Genomic DNA, 20,142 nt, shown 5'->3' with positions numbered 1-20,142 from the left:
GCCAGACAGGCTCAACCAGCACATCAGATAATAAAATTACAAAATGTCAGAACCCGTACGCCAGACCGACCGCAAGCGCGAAGCCATATTGCAGGCAGCTATCCATGAATTCCGCCTCAATGGTTTCGATGCAACCAGCATGGACAAGATCGCCGCCACAGCCATCGTCTCCAAACGCACGGTGTACAACCACTTCCCTAGTAAAGACGATTTGTTCGCCGCAATATTGTTAAAATTGTGGCAAAGCGCAGTTTCTCAGGATGATTTTCGCTATCAGGCCGATAAAAACCTGCGCGAGCAGCTGGAAACTTTCCTTGGCAACAAGATGCGCCTGATGTCCGACACCAATTTCATCGACCTCGTCCGCGTCGCCGTCGCCGCCACCATCCACACCCCGGACCGCGCCCGTGACATGGTCGAACGCATGAGCAAGCGCGAAGAAGGCATCGTCGCCTGGATCAGGGCGGCACAGGCCGATGGCAAGTTAAAAGCTGGTGACCCCTATTTCATGGGCGACATGCTGCAAGGACAACTCAAGTCCCTGGCTTTCTGGCCGCAGGTGGCGATGGGACAGCCTATGCTGGAAGAGTCGCAGCAAAAGGTATTGATAGCACTGACGGCGGGGATGTTTTTGGGGTATTACGGGGTGGCTTGATGCAAGGAACAACCGCCTGTGCAGAAACGTAGGCCCGATTAGCTGTGCGTGATCGGACGCATGTAAATCGCTGCTGACAATTCAATAAAACATCATATCAAGCTAAGACAAATGCATTTTTTTGAGCTTGCGTTTAGCGATGTGAGGTACTTATCTGACTTTATATTATTATTTTGATGCAACATTCGTACGATTACGCGTCGCATCTACTGGTTAAATATCTCATATGAAATTAATCAAACAACTCATCGTCTGTCCGATATTTTTCTTTACCTTATCCGCCTGCGATTCGCATATGAGGGTATCTGGAAAAGTCGTGGATGAGAATGGAGCACCCGTTGAAGGAGCAAAGGTATGGCTGATCTTTGTAAATTGGGTTAGTGATTCTGTAACTGACAAAAACGGAGAATTCTTCAATGCAAGAACGCATGGCGGCAGTCAAAATGTCAGCTTGCTCGTCTCAAAAGAAGGTAAGCAGTTGTACTATGAATCGCTAGACAGCGACAAATCAAAAGTGAACAAAACCATAGTCTTAATCAAAGGAAAGCAAGACATCCTAAATACACCTGATCACAAACCTTAGGTAGGTACATAACTGCAAGCTCATTGTGCGTCCTCAAGCGACCATCAAAGTAGGCCCGATTAGCTGCGCATGATCGGGCGCATGTAAATCACTGCTGACAATTCAATAAAACATCATATCAAGCTAAGACAAATGCATTTTTTTGAGCTTGCGTGTAGCGATGTGAGGTACTTATCTGACTTTATATTATTATTTTGATGCACAACATGCGTACGATTACGCGTCGCTAATCGTACCTACTGGCTGAACTTGAGTATCCAATCAGAAGCGCAACGTGCTTGCCATTATTTTTATTTACACGGGCTTCGAACTGCTTTAGTCAGCAATAGTACAAATGCGTATGCGGTTACCCGTCAACACACTTATTCCATTGAATCAAAGTCCGGCGGCCAATATTCTCTTGTTGGTGGGCGCACTGAAAAGCGAGTACCTAAGCGCGTCTCATATTGATTCAGAATGAATGCATGCGCAATCAGGCGAGCAAGGAATTGCTCCAGAAAATCAGTAACACTGTCGGCAACCGGTGTTATGGCAGGTTCATCACCAGGAATATAGTAGAGCCTGCAGCCATCTTTATTTTGGCGAAAACAAAGAAAGTCCGTACCATTGTATTGAAATATTGGCACAAGTGATTTACACTCTTCTCCTAGGCAAGCAGATTCAAGAGATATTTGCAGTTCTTCCACACAGTTCTCAATCAAATTCAGCTCAAGCCATACCCAACCACCAAAAATCCCGTCCTCTTGGCTACATCCATCTGCCAATCCATAAAGTTCGCGTATGGAATCAGGCAATTGTATTTGTGTTTCTTGTTCAAACTTCTCAATCTTTTCTGCGCTTGCTGCACTGTTCAATCGCCCTGGCAGGTCAGGATGAAGTAGTACAAGCGCCAGTTTAACCGCTGCAAAGGTCTGTTCTAATTTTCTCATTATGTATGTTGTTAGCTCAAGAGTTCAGGTAATCATGCGGATGATTTGACTACTATTTTAAAGGGGCTCTAACAGCCTGTCCTACTGAATTCCTGAAATGATTTTGAGATCAGGAACACGTCATTTTTTCATTCTGTATTTTCCAACACCGCCAACATCGCCCTCAACCCCTCATTCAAACGCTTCAAATCCCCAGCGTTCAAACCTGACATGATGCGTCTCTCATTCTCTACGTGAGCAACCACCGCACGGTCTACCAGGTCTTTGCCGACGTCCGTCAATTGCACCAGCATGCTGCGGGCGTCGTCGGGGTTTTGCAGGCGTAGTATCCAGCCGCTGGCTTCGAGTTTTTGCAATCGATGGGTCATGGTGCCTGAGGTAACCATGAGTTTGGAGAACAGGTCGGTCGGGCTCATGCAGAAGGTGGCGCTGGAGCGTCGCAATGTGGCCAGCATGTCGAATTCCCAGGCGCTCATGCCGAAGCTGTTGAAGGTAGCCTCAAGTTCGCGCCCCAGCAGGTCACTGCAACGGCGCAGGCGGCCTATGTTTTCCATGGGGCTGCAATCGAGGTCTGGCCTGGCATTGCGCCACTGTTCCATGATCTTGTCGACTGCATCCATCGTCTTTTCCCCCATCTCGCTCACTCCCTGATTATTTATTCTTTGCAAGTTTCCATTATATGCGCTGTCTCTGACGATTCAGGCATTTGGCTGCTGCGGCTCTCGTTCACACCTTGAAAGGCCACACGACACATGTGGAATTTATCTTGATATCAAGACAGTTTGTGATACCATTATTTATCTTGAACTCAAGACATTATCATGAAAACCGCAAATACCCCTCCCAGCCTCGCCCGCCTCAGCTTTTGGCTGGATACTTTACTGACCGCCCTGGCACCTGCTATCTGGGGTTCGACTTATATCGTCACTACGCAATTCTTGCCGCCAGACCGCCCATTTACTGCCGCCCTGCTGCGCTGCCTGCCCAGCGGGATTTTGCTGGTGCTGTTTTGCAAGCGTCTGCCTTTATCACGCGAATGGGGTCGTTTGCTGGTCTTGGCTGCTTTAAACATAGGGTTCTTCCAGGCGTTGTTATTCATTGCGGCTTACCGCCTGCCGGGTGGCATGGCAGCTGTGATTGGCTCCATACAGCCTTTGCTGATCATGTCTATGGTCTGGTTAATGGATAGACGCAGGCCAGCAACAGTGGCGATCACAGCCAGTGTCTTTGCGGTACTGGGCATGGCGGCTTTGCTGCTGTCGGCGACTGCAGTCATGGATGCCGTGGGCCTGGCTGCCGCTGCCGCAGGAGCGATTTGCATGGCGGGCGGCACGTATTTATCACGACGCTGGCAAAGCAGTTTGCCGGTATTGGCTTTCACTGGCTGGCAACTGCTATTGGGTGGTTTGATCCTGCTGCCTTTGAGCCTGTTGATGGATGCCCCGCTGCCTGCACTGAACCTGACGCAAATATTGGCTTATGCCTACCTGTCCATCGTCGGCGCCTTGCTGGCCTACAGTCTGTGGTTTCGCGGCATAGCGCGGTTATCGCCAGTTGCAGTGTCTTCACTCGGTTTGTTAAGCCCCATCACTGCCGTCATCCTGGGCTGGATAGTACTGGACCAAAGCATGCGGGGACTCTCGCTGGCAGGTTTATTGATCGTCCTGGCCAGTGTCATCGTCGTGCAAAAAAGCATGCGTAGCCAGGCCTGAATTTTTATCACCCACACCTTCGTCAAGGAAAACAAAATGCACGCATCCATACAAGAAATTATTGAATCCCGCGTCTCTGCGAATAACTATGACAGCAGCCGCAAACTTAGCCACACCGAGATCAGCGAACTGGTGCGACTGGCGACGCTGGCACCCTCTGCCTATAACTTCCAAAACTGGAAATTTTTGGCTGTCGTCAGCGACGAGGCCAAGCAACGTTTGCAGGCGACAGCGTTTAATCAGCAAAAAGTCAGCGATGCTGCCGTGACTTTCATTATTTGCGGCACGCTCAATGCCCACACGCAACTGGAACCCGCTTTGCGCCCCGCTGTTGATGCCGGGATCATCGATGACAAGATGCTGACCACCTGGGTAGGCATGGCAGAACAGAGCCACACTAATAATGCGGTGCTGCAAAGGGATGAAGCCTTGCGCTCAGCTTCACTGGCAGCAATGACGCTGATGCTGGCTGCACAGGGCATGGGGCTGGCATCATGCGCCATGAGTGGCTTTGATGCAGATGCGGTGTCACGTGAGTTTGATTTGCACGAAACAGAAATCCCGGTCATGCTGATCACGGTGGGCTATGCAGCGGCAGGCAACTGGCCACAAAAACCGCGCAAGCAGGTGCACGAAGTGATGCAACTGGTCTGAGAGCCAGTTCTGGGAGCTTACCAGGGCAGCGTCTCACCTGCATAGGTATAAAACTCGCCCGATTGTGCAGGCTGCATGCTGTTGATCACAGCCAGCATTTCACTGGCTGCCTGCGTTACAGGGCGGCCTATGCTGGCACCGCGAAAGGGTTGTGACAATGCAGTGTTGACCGTGCCGGGGTGGAGGGCAAATAAAACTGCATTTGGCTGGGTACGTTTGAGTTCTATGGCTGCAGTCTTGATCATCATATTCAACGCTGCCTTGGATGCGCGATAGCTATACCAGCCACCCAATCGATTATCTTGTATACTACCGACCTTGGCAGATAGCATGGCCATGACACCACGTTGTTTGTCGAGCAGGGGTGAGAAGTGACGCAAAAGCACGGCCGGACCAAAGGTATTGACGAGAAAAGTCGCCTGCATTTGTGCATACTGCAAATCGGCCAGTTTTTTCTCTGGCATGAAATCTCCAGTATGCAGCAGGCCGGTGGCGTTGATGATGAGATGAAAAGGACCGCGCTGTTTCATTACAGAAGCCGCTTCAGCGATGCTGTCTTCATGGGCAAAGTCCAGTGCTGGCTGGCTTTGGCGATGCAGGCATTCAACGACAGCGCAATTACTTTGCTCACGCAATACTCCGACAAACGCTGCACCTATGCCGCCAGATGCACCGATGACAAGCGCCCTGAAATCCTGCGGGAAAGAACTTAGTAGCAGATCTGGCATCACAGCCACCCTTGCTTCCACAATGTCGTGTCAGCCAGTTCCCGCCAGGCGATCTTGCGTTTGGCCTTGGTATACACGGCTTCAAGCTCTACAAATTCTACCTGGGCATTAATGACGACCTGCCCTTCTTGCAGCTCAGGCATATAGACTTTACTGACCAGAAAATGCTTTTGTTTGGCAACGACCTGCACCGCAGTCCATTTGGATAGCATGAGCTTGTTTGGCTGAATGGGATTCATTTTCTGGCTTTCAAATGCAAGGTACTAAGTACAAGGTAGTAAATAAAAGGTACTTACAGCTCATCCAGTCTGGCGCGTATATCTGTAGCCCTGTCGCGCAAAGCCTGCAAGACATCTTTATCCATTTTCCTGAGTTGCGGGTACACCATGCCTATGCGCGGGTTGCTGGATAATTTGTCTTCGTTACGGGCAAAAAAGTCCCAGTACAGGGCATTGTAGGGGCAAGCACTATCACCTGTGCGTTGCTTTTTATCGTAGTGGCAGCCCTTGCAGTAATCGCTCATCTTGTCGATATAGGCAGCGGCTGACACATAAGGCTTGGTCGCCAGCTTGCCTCCATCAGCAAACTGGCTCATGCCGAGAGTGTTGGGTAGTTCTACCCATTCAAATGCATCGATATAAATACCCAGATACCAGCGATGTACCTGTTGTGGCTGCAAGCCAGCCAGCAAGGCAAAATTACCTATGACCATCAGTCTTTGTATGTGGTGGGCGTGGGCATGTTCCAGTGATTGCGTGATGGCGCTGGAGAGGCAGCGCATTTTTGTTTTACCGGTCCAGAACCATGCTGGCAATTCTGCCTCATGCGCAAAGAAATTATGTTCTTCATAGCCGGGCATTTGCGCCCAGTAGATGCCGCGTACATATTCGCGCCAACCAAGTATCTGCCGTATGTAGCCTTCTACCGCTGGCAATGCGGCATGACCTGCCCAGAGTGCCGCCTCAACCTTGCTGACCACTTCTTGTGGTCGCAGCATTTTGACATTCAGGGCAAAAGAAATCAGCGAGTGAAACAAGCGCCATGACTTGCTGCTCATGGCATCCTGGAATTCGCCAAAATGCGGCAAGGCATGCTGGATGAAGGCGTCAAGTTGCGCCAGTGCTTCTGCCCGGTTCAGCGGCCAGGAAAAATTAGCCGCATTTGCCTCGCCAAAACTATTGATGCCTGCCTGTTGTATGGTTTTCCACAAGGCTGAATGATCATGCCGTGGCCGGAAGTCTGCAGGTTCCCAGGGTATGCCTGGCCAGGCTTTGCGATTGTCGTGATCATAATTCCATTGCCCGCCGACTGGTTTGTTGGCCTCTTCCAGCAAGACCTGGTGCTTGACGCGCATGTGGCGATAGAAATTTTCCATCAGCCATTTCTTGCGACCTTCAAACAAGATGGCGGCTTCATCACGGCGGGTAAAAAAATGTTCACTGCTGCGCATGCAGCAGTTGATCTTGCTGGCGTCGCTGTAAGCTGCAAGTTGTGCATCAAGCCTGAATTCGTCAGGCTCCTGGTATTCAAACTGGCTAGCCTCATAGTGTGCCAGCAGCCAGTCAAGATTGCCTGTTAGTGATTGCGTATTGTCGGCATCATCTATCGCCAGGTAATGCAGGCGATGGCCAGCAGCCCGGAGTTGCGCAGCCAGTTCACGCATGGCGGCAAAGATGGCGATAATTTTTTGCGCATGATGGAGGACGTAATCTGTCTCCTGCCGGATTTCCATCATGACGTAAATTACATCGTCAGATGTTTGGCTAAACCAGCTATGCGCAGGATTGAGCTGATCACCCAGGATCAGACGCAAAGTCGTCGCGGCTGTAGTGGGGGTATTGGGTGCGGTGGGTGCAGTGGATTGCATGGCGTATTCCAATTTGGTAGTAGCGTTCAAGCCTCAGGCTTGCTATTACCATTGCTGCGGCAACGCTGGGAGCAATACTTGACCTCGTCCCAGACTTTTTCCCATTTCTTGCGCCAGTTGAAAGGCAGGCCGCAAGTCTGGCAAAGCTTGCTGGGCAAGTCTGATTTTTTTCGCATTTTCATTTGGATAGCCTCAGCAAGAAGATACCTTGATCATGCAAATGTACAGATGGTTGCATTATGCAGCCATCTGTACTGCTTACCGCTTATTTTGCCACTTCATCATAACGCGCCAGGCTGGATTCCAGGTGCGGGGCCAGTTCGTCAGCAGAACTGACCGTCATACCCAACTCGCTGAGCAAACCGTCACGCAAGCCATATACCCAGCCATGTACGGTGACTGGCTGGCCACGGTCCCAGGCATCTTGCACGATGGTGGTCTGGCACAGGTTGACAACTTGTTCTATGACATTCAATTCGCACAGGCGTTCGCTTTGTTGTTGCAAAGACAGGGCTTCACCCAGGTATTTTTCATGCTTTTGATGCACGTCCTGCACATGGCGCAACCAGTTGTCAGCCAGGCCGACACGGCGTTTGGTCAATGCAGCATGTACACCAGAGCAACCATAATGGCCGCAGATAATGATATGTTTGACTTGCAGCACTTCTATCGCGAATTGCAATACCGACAGGCAATTCAGGTCAGAGTGAACAACGACATTGGCGATATTACGGTGGACGAATAATTCACCAGGCAAGAGACCCAGTAATTCATTCGCTGGAACGCGGCTGTCAGAGCAACCTATCCATAAGTATTCAGGGCTTTGCTGTGCTGCCAGTTTCTTGAAGAAATCAGCATCCTTTGCCGTAATGGCAGCAGCCCAATTGCGGTTGTTTTCAAATAATTGCTGTGGAGTCAATCCAGTATTGCTTGTTGCGTTCATGCTCTCGCCCATTTATTTTAGACAGGCGAGATTCTAACCGTATTGGCGATTGCCTGCATAATATATCCTGACATGGTCGATCTGACATGAGCAAAATTATCATATTGCGTAGTAAGTCTGTATAAGCAATACTTGATAGAAATAAACATCTGGAAATAAACATCCAACAGCGGATATGGAGCATCAGGCATGATCACGGGCACGTATGGCAAGACGGTGATGACCTGGCTGAGCGCATTCAGCATTTTTTGCCTCAGCGTAAACAGTCATGCCCAGACGCCGCAAGAAAGCATACGCATTGCCACTTTTGGCCAGGGCGGCCCCATGGAAAAAGCAGCAGCCGCGTATTTGACTGAGAATTATAAAAAGCTGGGCGTACAAGTAGAGTTCGTCAACCTGCCTGGTAACCGTGCCTTGCAGGAATCGAATAGCGGGCGCCTGGATGGCGAACTCATGCGCAAGGCGGGTTTGAGTGTGGAATATCCCAACCTCTTGCAAATCATGGCACCGCTGGCGACCACCAATACCGTGGCATTTGCACTGGATAAAAATATAGATCTCGATAAAGGCTGGGAAAGCCTGCGTGCACACACGTTTTCATATGAAACTGGCACCAAGATCATAGAGCAACATACCCTGGGCTTTACTACCGGCCATGCCGAGCACAATATCAAGGCAGCATTCCGGCAAATGCTGAACAAACGGGTAGAACTGATCATCATTGATGAACAAGCCGGTTTGCAACTGGTGAAGGAAATGGGACTGGAAGGCACTGTACATATGCTGACACCGCCTATCAGCACCATCCCGCTTTACCATTACCTGCATAAAAAACATACGGATCTGGCAAACAGGCTGGAAGCCTTGTTACGCAAGAATCATTAGAACTCATTTCATAAATAGGGATGAGATGCGTTTGCCTCATAACGTGGGGGTGGCCAATGGTAAAACTATGGACGAGGCAGTCAATAGCGGTGATGCAGTCCAGCGCGCGTTATGAGGCAAACCCTCCGGGAACTGACGATTTGGGCGCATTGCTGCGCTTAGTATGCCACCCCTCCCTTGCTAAGGCACCAGCCTTAGCTGCGCGTCACGCCTTGCACTGCATCCCAAATCGTCTTGTTCGCACTCACCCCTATTTATGAAATGAGTTCTAATCCAGACTGGCACGCTGCTTTTGTAAAAAACGCCGTACCGCAGCATCCGGTTCCAGCCCTATCGCAACATCATAAGCCTGACGTGCTTGCGCCCATTCACCTGCACTCTTCAACAAATACGCGCGTGCGGCCCAGTAAGCCTGGTAGTTTTGCAAGCGAGGCTGTGCCTGCACTGTAGGCAGTATCCGCAAAGCAGCTTGCGGGCCGGCAGTCTCTGCCACGGCAATAGCATGATTAATCGCGACCACAGGTGAATCGGTGATACGCATCAACTGCGCATAGAGGCGTACTATGGCTGGCCAATCAGTCTGGCCGCTGATGCGCCTTGCCACATGGGCAGATTGTATGGCGGCTTCCAACTGGTAGCGCCCGGCTTGTTGCAAGGCACTTGCGCGCCTCAGGATTTTTTCAGCGACATGGATGAGTTTGCCATCCCATAAGCTGGTGTCTTGCTGGGCCAGCGGCACATAGTCACCACTGGCATCACGCCGCGCTGGCCGTCGCGATTCTGTGTACAGCATGAGTGCCAGCAAACCCAGGGACTCGGCCTCATCAGGTTTGAGGGCGGCCAATAAATCGGCCAGCCATATCGCTTCATCTGCGAGATTGGGCCTTTTCCCTTCTGTGCTAATAGTATCAGCCCAGCCTGCGGTATAAATGGCATAGATGGCGTCGGTGATGGCATCCAGTCTTTCACCGATGACGCTCTGGTCGGGTATCAACAAGGGAATACCGGAATCACGTATCTTGGCTTTCGCCCGCACCAGCCTTTGCGCCATGGTGGCAGGCGACACCAGAAAGGCCGAGGCAATTGCCGCCGCATCCAAGCCAAGGATAGTTTGCAAAATCAGCGGCGCACGCATGCTGGTATCTATGGCTGGATGCGCGCAGGCAAACATCAGGGCAAGGCGCTGATCGGGGATGGTCACACTTTCTGCACTGTCCATTTCCTCCATCAACTCATCACTGAGCAAGAGCAAATCCGGCAAGGCTGCTGCCTGGGTTTGCCGCTGGCGTGCACCATCTATCATCGCGCGCCTGGCCACGGTTAATAACCAGGCTTCAGGTTTGGCCGGTATGCCGCTTTGCGGCCAGTGTAGTAAGGCACTTTCAAAAGCGGTAGACAGGGCATCTTCTGCCCAGGCCACGTCGTGAGAACGTGCAGACAAAATGGCGACCAGACGCCCATAGCTATTACGGGCGGCGGTCTCTGTTGCCTTTGCTGTTGCGGCTACACTGACAATGCTCGCAATGCTTGCTAGACTGCTGCCGTGCATTCGTCGCCAGACATTTTTTCTGTAGGCCAGATCGGTCTGACTTCGATAGAACCATAAGCTGCACCGGGGCAACGCGCCGCCCAGTGCAAGGCAGCATCCAGGTCGGCCACATCGATGATGTAAAAACCACCCAGTTGCTCCTTGGCCTCGGCATAAGGGCCATCCAGCACCGTGGTCTTGCCTTCACGCACGCGCACCGTGGTTGCCTTGGTCGACTCACGCAAACGCTCGCCAGATACCAGGGCACCAGCCTGTATCAGCGCCTCAGTATAGGCACCATAGGCAGCAATCATCTGCACCATGTCGGCATCCGGGATTTGTTGCTCTTCGGCTTCATTTGCTGCGATCAATAACATGTATTGCATGACTTTCTCCTCTTCAACATATAACGGGCAGGATGCGCCGTCATGACAATGACGTTTGGGATACAGACAAATCGACAAAGCGCTAAAAATATTTTATAGGCTTAATCAGGTAACAATACAAGCAATACAAGTAACGACGCCAGGAAATATGCAGGAAGCTTTTTCTACCCACGCCCGGGTATCAACAGCCCTCTTTGCACCGCTGGACGCCCGACAAACTCAGCCAGGGCACGTTGTACATGCGGGAAATCATTGATACCCACCAGATCGCCTGCTTCATAGAAACCGATGAGGTTGCGTATCCATGGGAAGGTCGCGATATCGGCGATGGTATAGGTATCGCCCATGATCCATTTGCGGTCGGCCAGGCGTTCATTGACTACCCCCAGCAGGCGCTTGGATTCTGCCACATAGCGGTCACGCGGGCGTTTGTCTTCATAGGCCTTGCCTGCGAATTTATTGAAAAAACCCAATTGTCCGAACATGGGGCCTATGCCACCCATCTGGAACATCAGCCATTGTATGCATTCATAACGCTCTGCTGCATCAGTGGGGATGCACAGTCCGGTTTTGTCAGCCAGATACAGCAGGATGGCACCGGATTCAAACAGGGCCAGTGGTTTGTTGCCCGGGCCTTGCGGGTCGATGATGGCAGGAATTTTATTATTCGGGTTCAGCGACAAGAATTCTGGCGACATCTGGTCATTGGTCTCAAAATTGACCAGATGCGGCTCATATGGCAGGCCGGTTTCTTCCAGCATGATGGAGACTTTCACTCCATTCGGTGTCGGCAACGAATACAGTTGCAGGCGTTCAGGATGCCGTGCAGGCCATTTTTTGTTGATTGGGAAATTGCTGATGACAGAGCTGGACATGTTGTTTCCTTCCTGGTTGATCTGATAGCGGCCTTTCAGGCGCAGAAACCAGATGCTAATCCATTTATGAATTTTCTGCGCAAGGCCGCGATATCTATGATGGCAAGTGCGCAGCATTTGGGCTAAGCTGCACGACTTGTGCCGTAATCCAATTATTTGCCCCATGCTCAGGACCATTTTTATACGACTGCTGTTTGTTATCGCATTGATCGCCATAACCCTGGGACTGGCACGCTACTTGAGCAAAAGCAGCAGCAATATTGCGCCTGAAGACCTGCTGGCGAAAGCGGGCGTGATCAACAAGCCCGCTCCTACCTCCTTTGACTGGCAAGCCGAGCTGGATGTGTATGCAGGCTTGCCTGATGTCGACAGCAGTTATTTCTCTGATCCTTATGCGGTCGCTATAGACAAGCAGGGTAATATTTTTGTCAGCGATGCTGGTGAGCATAACCAGATCATGAAGATAAGTGTTGATGGTGCAGTCGTGCCCTATGCCGGTTCTGTTGAAGGTTTTGCCGACGGCAAGGCTGATCTGGCCGCCTTCAATACACCGTCTGGCATTGTGCTGGATGGCAAGGGCAATTTGCTGGTGGCTGATACCGGCAATCACGCGATACGCAGCATCAGCCACGAAGGCATGGTGACAACAGTAGCAGGCAATGGCAAACCCGGCTATCGTGATGGTGCGGGTGCTGAGGCACAATTCAATGGCCCGGTAGGCATAGCCGTGGATGCGGCTGGCAATGTCTACGTGGCCGATACCTACAATGACCGCATACGCAAGATCAGCCCTGATGGTCAGGTCAGCACAATCGCCGGTGGCAATGGATCTGGTTATCTGGATGGCGAGGCGGCCGCTGCGCTGTTTGATACGCCAACAGGACTGGCAATCAATAGCAAGGGCGACATCCTCATCGCCGACAGCAAGAACGACACCATACGCAGGCTGAGCAAGGATGGACAAGTCACCACCGTAGCCCGCGCTCTGGATGATGAAGAGAAACCCCTGATGCGCCGTCCGCTGAGTATCGTTGCCACCTATGACGATCATTTGTACATAGGCGAAGGCGGCAAGGGGCGCATCATACAAATTTCTCCCACAGGTGAAATGCGTGGCGTGACTGGAGTAGGTATCAATTTTGAAGCAGGGGATGAAAAGGCCATACGCTTCTTGCAGCCTACAGGCATAGCGCTGAATGACAAAGGTGGTCTGCTGGTCAGCGATTCCGCCCGCCTGCAATTGGTGAACCTGCATGCCAAAGGCATGCCTGACAGCATGGCCGGACAAAAACCGGTAGCGCCAGCCCATATGCAGGAAATAAAGAATACCCGCCTTGATGATGAAATCAAATCCTACCCCTGGCCCATCAAACCACAAAAGTCGCCGCATGAAGTAGTTGGTACCATGGGTGAAGTACGGGGCAATTATGATGGCGAAAGCCGTGATCATTTTCACGGTGGCCTCGATGTGCAGGCAAACATGGGCACGACCGTGTATGCCATCGCCAATGAAAAAGTGCGCGGCACCAGCAGTAGCTGGGGCTACAATGGCCTCAGCGAGGGCATCAAGCTTGACAGCATGGCTTATATCCACATGAAGGTGGGACGCACCGCCAAAGATGCGCTGATCGATGAAGACAAATTCCAGCTACAGACGCTGGCAGATGGCAAACCCTATGCAGTGCGTGTCAGGCGCGGCACCCGCTTCAAGACTGGCGAAGCACTGGGCAGCATCAATCGCATGTTCCATGTGCATCTGGAACACAATCACGCTGGCTTGAAAATCAACCCCTTGAAATTGAACTTCCCTGGCCTGGTCGATACCGTTGCACCACAAATAGAAGACATCACGATCGTTGATGGCAGTGGCAAGGAGATCAAAGAAAAACAAAAAGGCCGTCTGCTTTTGTCCAGCCAGGTCAAAGACTACGGTATCGTCGTTGATGCCTATGACCAGGTCGACGGCAACGCCAAGCGCCGCCGTTTGGGCCTGTACCAACTGGGCTATCAACTCCTGTACACCGATGGCAGCCCTGTGCCGGGTTATGAAAACCCGCGCATGACCATGGAATTCAACGCCCTGCCACCTGACCGTGAAATGGTCAAATTATTGTATGCAGAAGAAAGCGGCATCACGGTGCATGGTGCAAAGAAAACCCGTTTTTTGTACATGGCCAGCAATACGGTCAAGGATGGTATTGCGAAAAAAGGCAGCTGGGATGTCAGCAAACTCGCGCCTGGTAATTATGTCTTGCGCATTCATGCGGCGGATTTTGCGGGGAATGTGGCGAAGAGTAATCGGGATTTGGGGTTCAGGGTAGAGTAAGGCCAAACTTGTTTCAATGAGCCCTGCTTTTGAGAATGCGATTTTCACGCATGCTAAAATAACGACAGTACTTATGGCACTTAGCCAGCACACCATTTACCTGAACAATTTGTATCCGTATGAAATTCTACAAGTCCTTGCTCAAGCTGATCAATAACAAATCCCTGACATTCAGCATCAACTTGATCTGTGTTTCACTATTGTCGGCTTACACACCGCCCAGGTGTTGATCCCCCTCGCGCAAGTCAGAATGATTACTCACTTAGCCCGTTCGCTGCTTGTCTTTTTTCTGATTCAACAAGCTTGCCCTGTGTTTGCAGAAATTGTTCCAGAATCAGCTGGACATGGTCTGGTTTCGTTCGGTGGCTATCAAACGAAACAAACAAAATCACTGGCAGATCTCCCCCAGCCCGTAGTAGCGCGATTGACCGGGCATCTTAAAAACCGCCTGGGTGAAACACAATACGCTCATTTGAAATTTGTCGATGCTCAGTTGCTGGAAGCAGATTTTAAAAACGAACATGTAAAAGTTCCGGCCTATATATTGCAGTTCGATTTTGAATTACCTGGAACGCCTAAAGTCATTTTCCCTGCTGAAATCTGGCTCCGCTCTGATGCGAGTGTGCTCAGGGAAATCAACCTTCCTGCTTATGCCAGTTCACCTGACAAGCAAGTGTTCCATGCATTTAAAGAATTCATCCCGCTGATCGCCAAAAGAGGTTTCCTCGAAAAAAACATGGCTTACATCATCGAACACGATGAAGATAGTGGCCTCCTCAAGAAGGGCATGTTTGAAAGAAACATGACTGTCAGGCTTGAATACAATGAGAAATTTGATGCCTTGATCTGGACATTCATCAAGACCTTATCGGATGATGGCTATACCGCAGAGATGAAATCCATTGTGGTCAATGCTCACTCAGGACAAATCATACGTACCAAGAAGTCGCATACGTTTCGTTGAACTGAGGTGCCAGGCCCGGCACCTCTTGCATAGATTATCAACCCGCCACACCCAGTATCACACTGGAAGCCTTGAACAATCCTGTCACCGTACCACCTACGACCAGGCCCATGCTGGTCGCGCTTTCATTGGTGATGATCGCGGCCAGAGTCGCGCCGCCTGGCAATTCGACCACCACTTCAGTATTGACGGCACCAGGCAAAATGCGGCTGATATTGCCTGTGAGCTGGTTGCGGGCTGAGAGCCTGGCTTTGCGGTCTTCTTCCATGAGGATGATGGAAGAAGCTTTGATGAGTGCAAAGGCTTCTGCGCCAATTTGCAAACCCAGCTCCAGCGTACTCTCATGGGTGATGATGGCGACTATCTTTTGGCCGCCGACTATTTCGAGTTCTATTTCGTCATTGATGGCACCCGGTTTGACCTGGCTGACCTTGCCGAGGAACTGGTTGCGTGCACTGGTTTTCATATTCATTTTCCTGATCAATAGAAAATCGTCGGCAATGCCCTCGGCTTGCCTGTCTAGCTGGGCGATGAAGTCGCGGTGTTCTTTTTCTATGATCCTGAAATTGCTGACCAGTTGTTCACCGCGCCTGGTCAGCCTTGTACCACCACCACCCTTGCCACCTGTCAGACGTTCCACCAGGGGTTCGCCCGCGAGATTGTTCATGGTGTCGATAGCATCCCAGGCGGCTTTATAGCTCATCTTGACGGCCTTGGCGGCCTGGGTGATGGAACCGCTTTCGGCAAGCTGGGCCAACAGGGCGATGCGGCTTTGACCGCCAAGATTTTCTCCATCGACGGTCATCCAGACTGAGCCTTGCAGGGTAATTTCTTTATTCTTTGCATTCATCTGCTGCAGTCCTCATTAGCTTTCATGCTGCATATTTTGTGCTTTCGACGAGTCTACCATCCTGCAAGTTCAGCACTTGCTCACCAAACACCTGGGCATCTTCTGCATCGTGGGTGATCAGTATCATGGGGATATTCAATTGTCTTTGCAGACTGTCGAGTTCCTTGCGCATGCTGATGCGCAAGGGCTGATCGAGAGCAGCAAAAGGTTCATCGAGCAATAAGGCACGCGGCTCGGCAATCAGCGCGCGTGCCAGCGCGGTTCTCTGCTTTTGCCCACCCGATAATTCATGCGGCATTTGCCTGGCCAGCGCTTTTATGTGCAGGGCTTCGAGCCAGTAATCGACCTTTTCATCCTGTACTCTGGCGGATGGATTACGCCAGCCATGGGCCAGACCAAAGGCGATGTTCTGCGCTACGTTCAGATGCGGGAACAGGGCATAGTCCTGGAACAGGTAAGCCAGCTGACGGCGCTGTGGCGGCAGGTTGATACGCGCAGTATGGTCAAACAAGGTATTGCCTGCCACATGGATATAACCAGTATCGGGTGTCATCAAGCCAGCAATAGCCTTCAGTACCAGGCTTTTACCCGCGCCAGATGGGCCGAGTATGACGAGGCGCTGGCTATCGCTGCGGACGACAACATCAAGCTCGAAACTGCGCTGGCCGGATCGCAGGGTCTTGTGTATGTGCAGGTCAAATTGCATTTTATTTGCTCATATTCAAAGGCGTCACATGCGATTCGCTATGCGGCCAGGTGCGAGCTTGCCAGCAAGCAGCAGCACCGCAATACAGACTGCCGAAGTCAGCAAGACCAGGGTATTGGCGACATCGTCCTGCCCTGCCTGCACTGCCTCATAGACGGCAATCGACAAAGTCTGGGTCTTGCCTGGTATGCTGCCAGCCACCATCAGGGTGGCACCAAACTCACCGAGGGCGCGCGCAAAGGCCAGCAAGACACCCGCCAAGATACCTCGCCATGCCAGCGGCAAAGTCACGCGAAAAAAAACGGCCATTTCAGAAACACCCAAAACCCTGGCCGCCTGCTCCAGTTGACCGTCTACCGCTTCAAAAGCCGCCCGTGCTGGTTTAAATACCAGCGGAAAGGCAACGATGGCCGCCGCAATGACCGCACCCTGCCAGGTAAAAATGAAGCTGAAGCCAAAATGATCTTGCAGCCACGCACCGAGTGCGCTACGTCGCCCCAGCAAGACCAGCAAATAATAACCCAGCACAGTCGGTGGCATGACCATGGGCAAGGTCAATAGAGTGTCGAGCAAGTCACGGCCAGGGAAGCGCTTGCGGGCCAGCAAATAGCCCACGCCTATACCCAAAATCAAATTCAGCAGCGTGGCCCAGCCCGCAACTTTCAATGACAATAGCAGGGCTGTCCATGCCGGATTCATCTGTGACCTTAAAAGCTTTTACGGCTTCTGGAAACCGTACTTGGTCAGGATAGCCTGACTTTGCGGCAAGAACAGAAAGGCGATAAAGCGTTTGGCTTCTTCAGCATTAGTGCTCGCCTTGATCTTGGCGACGGGGTAAGTGATAGGCATGTCCAGCGCTACGTCCATGACGACTTTGACCTTGTCTTTCATGATGGCAGCATCGGTGGCATATACAAAGCCACTCTCTACTTCGCCACGGGCAACATAGTCCAGCGACTGGCGCACATTCTGGGTATAGATGGCTTTGGCTTCCAGCGCAGGCCAGAGCTTGGCTGCCGTCAGTGCATGCTGGGTATAACGCCCGACTGGTACGCTGGCAGGGTTGCCGATGGCAATGCGCTTGACGCCAGCCTGGTTCAAATCTTCCAGACGCTTGATGGACAAGATGCTGTCTACCGGCGCAATCAGCACCAGGGTATTTTTAACGAAATCACGGCGGTCTGCAGCGACGACCAGGCCCTGCTTTTGTGCTTCATCCATGCTTTCCTGATCTGCCGAGGCAAATACATCCACTGGTGCACCTTTGGCAATTTGCTGCAGCAGCGCACCGGACGCACCAAAGTTCAGCGACACCTTGGCTTCAGGATATTGTGTCTGATAATTTTGCGCGATTTCCTTGAAGGCATTGGTCAGGCTGGCAGCGGCAGAGACTGTCACTTCTGCGGCAAGGCTTGAAGCTGAGATTGTGCAGAGAGCAATACTGGCAATAAGTTTGCCAAGAGTCTTGATTTGCATACGATATCCAGGAGAGAGGGAGATAAGTAGAATAAAGACCGTAATATACACTTATATATAGCGACTGAGAAATAAGCAGGTTTGAATACTTGATATGCGCTATGAAAATACCCGCTTCCCGGTATTTCTGCGCAAAAGAATCATGTAATTTTTACAGGAGTGAACAATTAAAAATGCATAGGTCTGCACCTACCTGAGCCTAAGCTATCATTAGTTCCAATCCATTATCAATTGCATAGCTTATTCCATCCATCAGTTCATTTATGCGCTGAAAAAAATCTTCAGGTACACCTACTCTGGGGTCGCCATCAGTCCAATATTTTTCTAATTGCTCTACTTCATTTCTAAAAAGAACTAAATTATCAGAAGAGAGTATCAATCCTTGTTCAAAATCTGCGTTTTCTGTCAATGTAGAAATAATTGGTAAATTTAATTTGCGCCCGACAGATTCCCAGTAAATATCAATAGTCCCTGCTGTTCCTAAGAAAAAATCAAGTATTGGTTCATCAGATGGAGAATCACCAAAAATAAATATGTTGTATGCCATTTTTTGATAGTCTTTATCTGGAAAACTTGGATCAGGTCTTACACTGCAACATACTTAAGCAGTTCATTGTCTCTGATGTTTATACATAGTGAACCCAAAAAACAGCGCCTTCTTCCATAACATACGTACCTGAGCGATACGGCTGGAAAATTCCTACGTTATCGTCAGCACATTTTTCCTCTAGCTACGATTAGTGCTTACGTAATCGTACGCATGGCTAACCATTACCCGTCATAATGAATTAAAGATAGCATCAGATATTCACGCAGCTCATTTTGGGATGGATAAAGAGCGGTCAGGGAGAAGCTGAGACCATTTGTTATTTGCGGCTCATCATGCGTACGATTACGTTTCACTAATCGTACCTACATGGGCTGAATACCTGAGACGGCAGCAGAAAAAATTATGAGAATTGCCCCTTTGCATTATCCAACTCAGCTATCAAGTCGTCTGCGCTTATCCTGACATCATCCAAATTTGCTATATTTCCCCATGACTCGTCATAAGCTATCTCAGCAACGAAGATGGGCAAACCAAGTTTTTCAAGCCCATTAATCAGCAGCCTGATATTTCGATCTATCTCCACATGATCATTTAAAAATAATTCTGCTATATAGAATGAGCCTGCTTTACCAGTAGCAAGCTTTTTCTCTATCGATATTAAAGCAATACCTGTCACTTCCCTTATTAACTTAACAGCATTAATATTGTGACATGGTTCGGCAACTGCAATTGATATCTTGGACATAAATATTCCTGGAACGTTTTAAAACCGGAGTAGTTGTTCAAGCACTCCATGACAATGAAGCAAACGAGTGGTACAGGCGTAAAAAAACGCAAGGACTCGCATCCCTGCGCTTTTCTTTTTTACCGAAGCTGACAAATCAACGACCGCGTGTATCTTCTTCAGCCAGCATGGCTTTCTTGAGGCTGCGATCTACCGGGGATTCTCCCAGCCAGATACGCAGCAAGGCATTGTAGAAACCGAGGTCCGGATAAGGATCGCCCATTTTCTTGCCATTCAGTGAAACGACGGTGCCTACACCAGGTATCCAGTCATTGGTCATGACATCACCTTTTTTGAGTTCAGGCACGGAGGCAAACAATTCACCGAAACGGATGAATTGCGAAGTCATTTTGGACTTTTCTGCCTTGTCGGTATTTTGTTGAATGCCGGACATGAAGCCACGACCGAATTCTTCATTGCTGAGGTCGCGCAACATGACGATAGTCACACGGCGTGGCCCGGCTGATGCCAGTACTTCTGGTACTGTGGTCTTTTTCTCTTTCAAATACAGTCCCGCTGCATAGACTTTGAAAATGGCCTTGTAGCGTATGCCTGCGCCATTGAGCTTGAGCTCTGTGCCGCCTACTTGTACGCTTTCATCAAATTTAACACCAGCAACTTCTGTGGCACCAGCCTGTACACTTATACACATAGCCAGCGCCAGACCTGCCAGGCGCATTACTGTTTTGTTCAATCGCATTTGTCTCCCCTTTATTTTAATACCACTTGTAAACTACTCGC

24 protein-coding genes are annotated in these 20,142 nt (G+C 50.5%); 7 read left to right on the top strand and 17 right to left on the bottom strand.

What is annotated here, in order from left to right; translation table 11 throughout:
* The first annotated feature begins 43 nt into the window (after positions 1–43).
* The gene (locus ACO0LD_RS20715; RefSeq protein ID WP_423010069.1) at positions 44–655 is read left to right on the top strand and encodes a TetR/AcrR family transcriptional regulator; all 612 of its coding nucleotides are present in this window, start codon (positions 44–46) and stop codon (positions 653–655) included.
* A gap of 226 nt (positions 656–881) precedes the next feature.
* Complete coding sequence (locus tag ACO0LD_RS20710) at positions 882–1,238, top strand: carboxypeptidase-like regulatory domain-containing protein (RefSeq protein WP_423010068.1); 357 nt, start codon at positions 882–884, stop codon at positions 1,236–1,238.
* A 362-nt stretch (positions 1,239–1,600) separates the two neighbouring features.
* Here the strand turns inward: ACO0LD_RS20710 and ACO0LD_RS20705 are convergent, their stop codons facing one another.
* Together ACO0LD_RS20705 and ACO0LD_RS20700 are read right to left on the bottom strand one after the other, a co-directional pair.
* On the bottom strand, positions 1,601–2,167 hold the full coding sequence (locus ACO0LD_RS20705; protein WP_423010067.1) for an SMI1/KNR4 family protein: 567 nt from the start codon (positions 2,165–2,167) through the stop codon (positions 1,601–1,603).
* 128 nt (positions 2,168–2,295) lie between these two features.
* The gene (locus tag ACO0LD_RS20700; protein ID WP_423010066.1) at positions 2,296–2,787 is read right to left on the bottom strand and encodes a MarR family winged helix-turn-helix transcriptional regulator; all 492 of its coding nucleotides are present in this window, start codon (positions 2,785–2,787) and stop codon (positions 2,296–2,298) included.
* Between the two features lie 201 nt (positions 2,788–2,988).
* On the opposite strand from ACO0LD_RS20700, the gene ACO0LD_RS20695 reads away from it, so the two are divergent.
* Entirely contained in the window at positions 2,989–3,879 is an 891-nt protein-coding gene (locus ACO0LD_RS20695) for an EamA family transporter (protein WP_423010065.1), read from the top strand.
* A 36-nt stretch (positions 3,880–3,915) separates the two neighbouring features.
* Positions 3,916–4,533: a nitroreductase family protein gene (locus tag ACO0LD_RS20690; RefSeq protein ID WP_423010064.1), complete on the top strand. Its 618-nt coding sequence runs from the start codon at positions 3,916–3,918 to the stop codon at positions 4,531–4,533.
* A 17-nt stretch (positions 4,534–4,550) separates the two neighbouring features.
* Here the strand turns inward: ACO0LD_RS20690 and ACO0LD_RS20685 are convergent, their stop codons facing one another.
* The 5 genes from ACO0LD_RS20685 to can form a co-directional block, all read right to left on the bottom strand.
* Complete coding sequence (locus ACO0LD_RS20685) at positions 4,551–5,261, bottom strand: SDR family NAD(P)-dependent oxidoreductase (RefSeq protein WP_423010063.1); 711 nt, start codon at positions 5,259–5,261, stop codon at positions 4,551–4,553.
* Positions 5,261–5,500, bottom strand: a complete 240-nt coding sequence (locus ACO0LD_RS20680; RefSeq protein ID WP_423010062.1) for a TIGR02450 family Trp-rich protein — start codon at positions 5,498–5,500, stop codon at positions 5,261–5,263. The genes ACO0LD_RS20685 and ACO0LD_RS20680 overlap by 1 nt, the downstream gene beginning before the upstream one ends.
* A gap of 53 nt (positions 5,501–5,553) precedes the next feature.
* On the bottom strand, positions 5,554–7,128 hold the full coding sequence (locus ACO0LD_RS20675) for a cryptochrome/photolyase family protein (protein ID WP_423010061.1): 1,575 nt from the start codon (positions 7,126–7,128) through the stop codon (positions 5,554–5,556).
* Between the two features lie 26 nt (positions 7,129–7,154).
* Complete coding sequence (locus ACO0LD_RS20670) at positions 7,155–7,310, bottom strand: DUF2256 domain-containing protein (RefSeq protein ID WP_423010060.1); 156 nt, start codon at positions 7,308–7,310, stop codon at positions 7,155–7,157.
* A gap of 83 nt (positions 7,311–7,393) precedes the next feature.
* The gene (can, locus tag ACO0LD_RS20665; protein ID WP_110256100.1) at positions 7,394–8,071 is read right to left on the bottom strand and encodes a carbonate dehydratase; all 678 of its coding nucleotides are present in this window, start codon (positions 8,069–8,071) and stop codon (positions 7,394–7,396) included.
* A 189-nt stretch (positions 8,072–8,260) separates the two neighbouring features.
* On the opposite strand from can, the gene ACO0LD_RS20660 reads away from it, so the two are divergent.
* Complete coding sequence (locus ACO0LD_RS20660) at positions 8,261–8,956, top strand: substrate-binding periplasmic protein (RefSeq protein WP_423010059.1); 696 nt, start codon at positions 8,261–8,263, stop codon at positions 8,954–8,956.
* Between the two features lie 268 nt (positions 8,957–9,224).
* Here the strand turns inward: ACO0LD_RS20660 and ACO0LD_RS20655 are convergent, their stop codons facing one another.
* From ACO0LD_RS20655 to ACO0LD_RS20645, 3 genes are all read right to left on the bottom strand, one after another.
* Positions 9,225–10,505 carry an RNA polymerase sigma factor gene (locus ACO0LD_RS20655; protein WP_423010058.1) on the bottom strand — a complete coding sequence of 427 codons (1,281 nt, stop codon included), beginning with the start codon at positions 10,503–10,505 and terminating at the stop codon, positions 9,225–9,227.
* Positions 10,487–10,870 (bottom strand): YciI family protein, encoded by a 384-nt coding sequence (locus ACO0LD_RS20650; RefSeq protein ID WP_423010057.1) that lies wholly within the window; start codon positions 10,868–10,870, stop codon positions 10,487–10,489. The genes ACO0LD_RS20655 and ACO0LD_RS20650 overlap by 19 nt, the downstream gene beginning before the upstream one ends.
* A gap of 164 nt (positions 10,871–11,034) precedes the next feature.
* Positions 11,035–11,745 carry a glutathione S-transferase N-terminal domain-containing protein gene (locus tag ACO0LD_RS20645; RefSeq protein WP_423010056.1) on the bottom strand — a complete coding sequence of 237 codons (711 nt, stop codon included), beginning with the start codon at positions 11,743–11,745 and terminating at the stop codon, positions 11,035–11,037.
* 238 nt (positions 11,746–11,983) lie between these two features.
* On the opposite strand from ACO0LD_RS20645, the gene ACO0LD_RS20640 reads away from it, so the two are divergent.
* Both ACO0LD_RS20640 and ACO0LD_RS20635 read left to right on the top strand, forming a co-directional pair.
* A complete protein-coding gene (locus tag ACO0LD_RS20640) occupies positions 11,984–14,071 on the top strand; it encodes a gluconolaconase (protein ID WP_423010055.1) in 2,088 nt (695 codons plus the stop codon).
* 250 nt (positions 14,072–14,321) lie between these two features.
* A complete protein-coding gene (locus tag ACO0LD_RS20635; protein ID WP_423010054.1) occupies positions 14,322–15,035 on the top strand; it encodes a hypothetical protein in 714 nt (237 codons plus the stop codon).
* Between the two features lie 37 nt (positions 15,036–15,072).
* Here the strand turns inward: ACO0LD_RS20635 and ACO0LD_RS20630 are convergent, their stop codons facing one another.
* The 7 genes from ACO0LD_RS20630 to ACO0LD_RS20600 all read right to left on the bottom strand — a co-directional run bounded on the left by ACO0LD_RS20630 (position 15,073) and on the right by ACO0LD_RS20600 (position 20,101).
* Positions 15,073–15,885 carry a TOBE domain-containing protein gene (locus ACO0LD_RS20630; RefSeq protein ID WP_423010053.1) on the bottom strand — a complete coding sequence of 271 codons (813 nt, stop codon included), beginning with the start codon at positions 15,883–15,885 and terminating at the stop codon, positions 15,073–15,075.
* A gap of 22 nt (positions 15,886–15,907) precedes the next feature.
* Positions 15,908–16,591 (bottom strand): ABC transporter ATP-binding protein, encoded by a 684-nt coding sequence (locus ACO0LD_RS20625; RefSeq protein ID WP_423010052.1) that lies wholly within the window; start codon positions 16,589–16,591, stop codon positions 15,908–15,910.
* Between the two features lie 24 nt (positions 16,592–16,615).
* Positions 16,616–17,290 carry a molybdate ABC transporter permease subunit gene (modB, locus tag ACO0LD_RS20620; RefSeq protein ID WP_423010051.1) on the bottom strand — a complete coding sequence of 225 codons (675 nt, stop codon included), beginning with the start codon at positions 17,288–17,290 and terminating at the stop codon, positions 16,616–16,618.
* 18 nt (positions 17,291–17,308) lie between these two features.
* Positions 17,309–18,067: a molybdate ABC transporter substrate-binding protein gene (gene modA / locus ACO0LD_RS20615; protein WP_423010050.1), complete on the bottom strand. Its 759-nt coding sequence runs from the start codon at positions 18,065–18,067 to the stop codon at positions 17,309–17,311.
* A 199-nt stretch (positions 18,068–18,266) separates the two neighbouring features.
* Positions 18,267–18,614: a hypothetical protein gene (locus ACO0LD_RS20610; RefSeq protein ID WP_423010049.1), complete on the bottom strand. Its 348-nt coding sequence runs from the start codon at positions 18,612–18,614 to the stop codon at positions 18,267–18,269.
* Positions 18,615–19,017: 403 nt separating this feature from the next.
* Positions 19,018–19,362 (bottom strand): hypothetical protein, encoded by a 345-nt coding sequence (locus ACO0LD_RS20605; protein WP_423010048.1) that lies wholly within the window; start codon positions 19,360–19,362, stop codon positions 19,018–19,020.
* Positions 19,363–19,498: 136 nt separating this feature from the next.
* Complete coding sequence (locus ACO0LD_RS20600; protein ID WP_423010047.1) at positions 19,499–20,101, bottom strand: chalcone isomerase family protein; 603 nt, start codon at positions 20,099–20,101, stop codon at positions 19,499–19,501.
* Between the last annotated feature and the right edge of the window lie 41 nt (positions 20,102–20,142).

This window comes from Undibacterium sp. Ji83W (genome assembly GCF_049340385.1).
Taxonomy (GTDB): Bacteria; Pseudomonadota; Gammaproteobacteria; order Burkholderiales; family Burkholderiaceae_D; genus Undibacterium.
Note: the sequence above shows the minus strand (reverse complement) of the source record. Positions and strands in the feature narration are given on the sequence as shown.

Coding starts and splice junctions, on each gene's coding strand:
- modB (WP_423010051.1), bottom strand. CDS start 17,290: ATGAATCCGGCATGGACAGCCCTGCTATTGTCATTGAAAGTTGCGGGC.
- ACO0LD_RS20650 (WP_423010057.1), bottom strand. CDS start 10,870: ATGCAATACATGTTATTGATCGCAGCAAATGAAGCCGAAGAGCAACAA.
- ACO0LD_RS20645 (WP_423010056.1), bottom strand. CDS start 11,745: ATGTCCAGCTCTGTCATCAGCAATTTCCCAATCAACAAAAAATGGCCT.
- ACO0LD_RS20625 (WP_423010052.1), bottom strand. CDS start 16,591: ATGCAATTTGACCTGCACATACACAAGACCCTGCGATCCGGCCAGCGC.
- ACO0LD_RS20685 (WP_423010063.1), bottom strand. CDS start 5,261: ATGCCAGATCTGCTACTAAGTTCTTTCCCGCAGGATTTCAGGGCGCTT.
- ACO0LD_RS20605 (WP_423010048.1), bottom strand. CDS start 19,362: ATGTCCAAGATATCAATTGCAGTTGCCGAACCATGTCACAATATTAAT.
- ACO0LD_RS20695 (WP_423010065.1), top strand. CDS start 2,989: ATGAAAACCGCAAATACCCCTCCCAGCCTCGCCCGCCTCAGCTTTTGG.
- ACO0LD_RS20690 (WP_423010064.1), top strand. CDS start 3,916: ATGCACGCATCCATACAAGAAATTATTGAATCCCGCGTCTCTGCGAAT.
- ACO0LD_RS20705 (WP_423010067.1), bottom strand. CDS start 2,167: ATGAGAAAATTAGAACAGACCTTTGCAGCGGTTAAACTGGCGCTTGTA.
- modA (WP_423010050.1), bottom strand. CDS start 18,067: ATGCAAATCAAGACTCTTGGCAAACTTATTGCCAGTATTGCTCTCTGC.
- ACO0LD_RS20680 (WP_423010062.1), bottom strand. CDS start 5,500: ATGAATCCCATTCAGCCAAACAAGCTCATGCTATCCAAATGGACTGCG.
- ACO0LD_RS20710 (WP_423010068.1), top strand. CDS start 882: ATGAAATTAATCAAACAACTCATCGTCTGTCCGATATTTTTCTTTACC.
- ACO0LD_RS20655 (WP_423010058.1), bottom strand. CDS start 10,505: ATGCACGGCAGCAGTCTAGCAAGCATTGCGAGCATTGTCAGTGTAGCC.
- ACO0LD_RS20700 (WP_423010066.1), bottom strand. CDS start 2,787: ATGGATGCAGTCGACAAGATCATGGAACAGTGGCGCAATGCCAGGCCA.
- ACO0LD_RS20630 (WP_423010053.1), bottom strand. CDS start 15,885: ATGAATGCAAAGAATAAAGAAATTACCCTGCAAGGCTCAGTCTGGATG.
- ACO0LD_RS20675 (WP_423010061.1), bottom strand. CDS start 7,128: ATGCAATCCACTGCACCCACCGCACCCAATACCCCCACTACAGCCGCG.
- ACO0LD_RS20635 (WP_423010054.1), top strand. CDS start 14,322: ATGATTACTCACTTAGCCCGTTCGCTGCTTGTCTTTTTTCTGATTCAA.
- ACO0LD_RS20600 (WP_423010047.1), bottom strand. CDS start 20,101: ATGCGATTGAACAAAACAGTAATGCGCCTGGCAGGTCTGGCGCTGGCT.
- ACO0LD_RS20670 (WP_423010060.1), bottom strand. CDS start 7,310: ATGAAAATGCGAAAAAAATCAGACTTGCCCAGCAAGCTTTGCCAGACT.
- ACO0LD_RS20660 (WP_423010059.1), top strand. CDS start 8,261: ATGATCACGGGCACGTATGGCAAGACGGTGATGACCTGGCTGAGCGCA.
- ACO0LD_RS20610 (WP_423010049.1), bottom strand. CDS start 18,614: ATGGCATACAACATATTTATTTTTGGTGATTCTCCATCTGATGAACCA.
- can (WP_110256100.1), bottom strand. CDS start 8,071: ATGAACGCAACAAGCAATACTGGATTGACTCCACAGCAATTATTTGAA.
- ACO0LD_RS20715 (WP_423010069.1), top strand. CDS start 44: ATGTCAGAACCCGTACGCCAGACCGACCGCAAGCGCGAAGCCATATTG.